Genomic DNA, 1,846 nt, shown 5'->3' on the forward strand with positions numbered 1-1,846 from the left:
CAGCAACCCCAGGCTCACCCCCATGCCGGCCAGGATGAACGAAAATTCGCCGATCTGCGCCAGGCTCGCGCCGACCGTCAGCGCCGTGTTGAGCGGATAGCGGAACGCCAGCACCAGCGCGATCGCAGCCAGCGTCTTGCCGACCAGGATGATGGCCGCGACAGCCAACACTTTCGTGGGCTGTTCCATGAACACTTGAGGGTCGAACAGCATGCCGACCGAGACGAAGAACAGCACCGAAAACGCGTCGCGCAACGGCAACGATTCGTCGGCGGCGCGATGGCTGAATTCCGACTCGCGCAACATCATGCCGGCGAAGAACGCACCCAGCGCGAACGAGACGCCGAACAACTTGGCAGAGCCGTAGGCCACGCCCAGCGCCGCTGCGATCACGCACAGCGAGAACAGTTCGCGCGAGCCGGTGCGCGCCACCTGCCACAGCAACCACGGGAACAGTCGACGTCCGATGATCAGCATCAGGGCGACGAATGCGGCCACCTTGGCAAGCGTAATGCCGAGCGGAAGCAGCATGTCGCCAACTGGCAGTGTTTGGCCGGGCGCATGGTTGCCGCCGAGCAGGGTCGCAAAGGCCGGCAGCAGCACCAGCACCAGCACCATCACCAAGTCTTCGACGATCAGCCAGCCGACCGCGATGCGGCCATTGATCGATTCGAGCACGCCCCGTGCCTCGAGCGCGCGCAGCAACACCACCGTGCTGGCGCACGACAGCGAGAGGCCGAACACGAGTGCGGCGCCAATGCTCCATCCCCAGAACGATGCCACACCCATGCCCAGCGCCGTCGCCGCCAGGATTTGCACGATGGCGCCCGGCACCGCGATGCGCCGCACCGAAAGCAGGTCGTCGAGCGAGAAATGCAGTCCTACGCCGAACATCAGCAGGATCACGCCGATTTCGGCGAGCTGGCCGGCCAGTTCCACATCGGCGACAAATCCCGGCGTGCCAGGGCCAATGATGATGCCGGCCACGAGATAACCAAGCAGGGGCGGCATCCTGAGGCGCGCTGCGATGAAGCCGAATATCATCGCCAAACCAAGTCCGGCTGCAATGGTTGTGATCAGGCTGATGTTATGCGGCATTCAGTCAGTCCTTCTGGATTGTTCGTGGCAACAGGCTGCAATTATTGCCAAGGAGCGTATTTGCAATGTGTACTATTTTGCACCGAAAAACCTCAAGCAGCGCGATGGCCTGAATACTGACCATTCATTCCAGGCGTCCTACGGTGCGGCAAACACCACGCGATTCCGCCCAGTTTGCTTGGCCTCGTATAGGGCCGCATCGGCGCGGTCGAGCAAAGCTTCTCTGGTTTCTCCCGGCTTCATCATCGCCCCGCCCAGGCTGATGGTAATGGCGATATTGATTCCCTTGATATGCATGGGAGTGGCGGCAATTTCATTGCGGATGCGCTCCGCAATGACTTTCGCCAGACCGATATCGGTATTTTTCAGAACGATGGTAAATTCTTCTCCACCAAAGCGTCCCACGATATCGAAATCGCGTACTGCTGCCTGAATCCGCTCCGCTGTATGCCGCAACACCATATCGCCAGCCATGTGGCCATAGGTATCGTTGACTTTCTTGAAAAAATCCAAATCGGCCATCAAGACGCACAGTGGTTGTTTCCGTTCCTCGGCTTTCCTGATCTGTTGCTCCAATTTCTCCATCAGGCTGCTGAAGTTTGTCAGACCAGTAAGCTGGTCGGTCGAAGCCTTATGGTGCAAGCGCGACACTTCCTCATGCGATTCGGCCAAGGCTTGCTGTAGCGTGTCGATCCTGGCTTCGCGGTGACCTTCGGTTGCCAGATAGGCATCCAGCGCGCCGAGCTTC

The 1,846-nt window shown here is 59.8% G+C and carries 2 protein-coding genes; both read right to left on the reverse strand.

What is annotated here, in order from left to right; translation table 11 throughout:
- A partial coding sequence (locus Q7T06_RS00570; protein ID WP_304778358.1) for a cation:proton antiporter occupies positions 1-1,098 on the reverse strand: 1,098 nt, incomplete at its 3' end.
- A 138-nt stretch (positions 1,099-1,236) separates the two neighbouring features.
- On the reverse strand, positions 1,237-1,846 hold a 610-nt coding region (locus Q7T06_RS00575; RefSeq protein ID WP_304778361.1), incomplete at its 5' end, for a GGDEF domain-containing protein.

Source organism: Herminiimonas sp. (genome assembly GCF_030645555.1).
In the GTDB taxonomy this organism is placed as follows: domain Bacteria; phylum Pseudomonadota; class Gammaproteobacteria; order Burkholderiales; family Burkholderiaceae_D; genus Oxalicibacterium.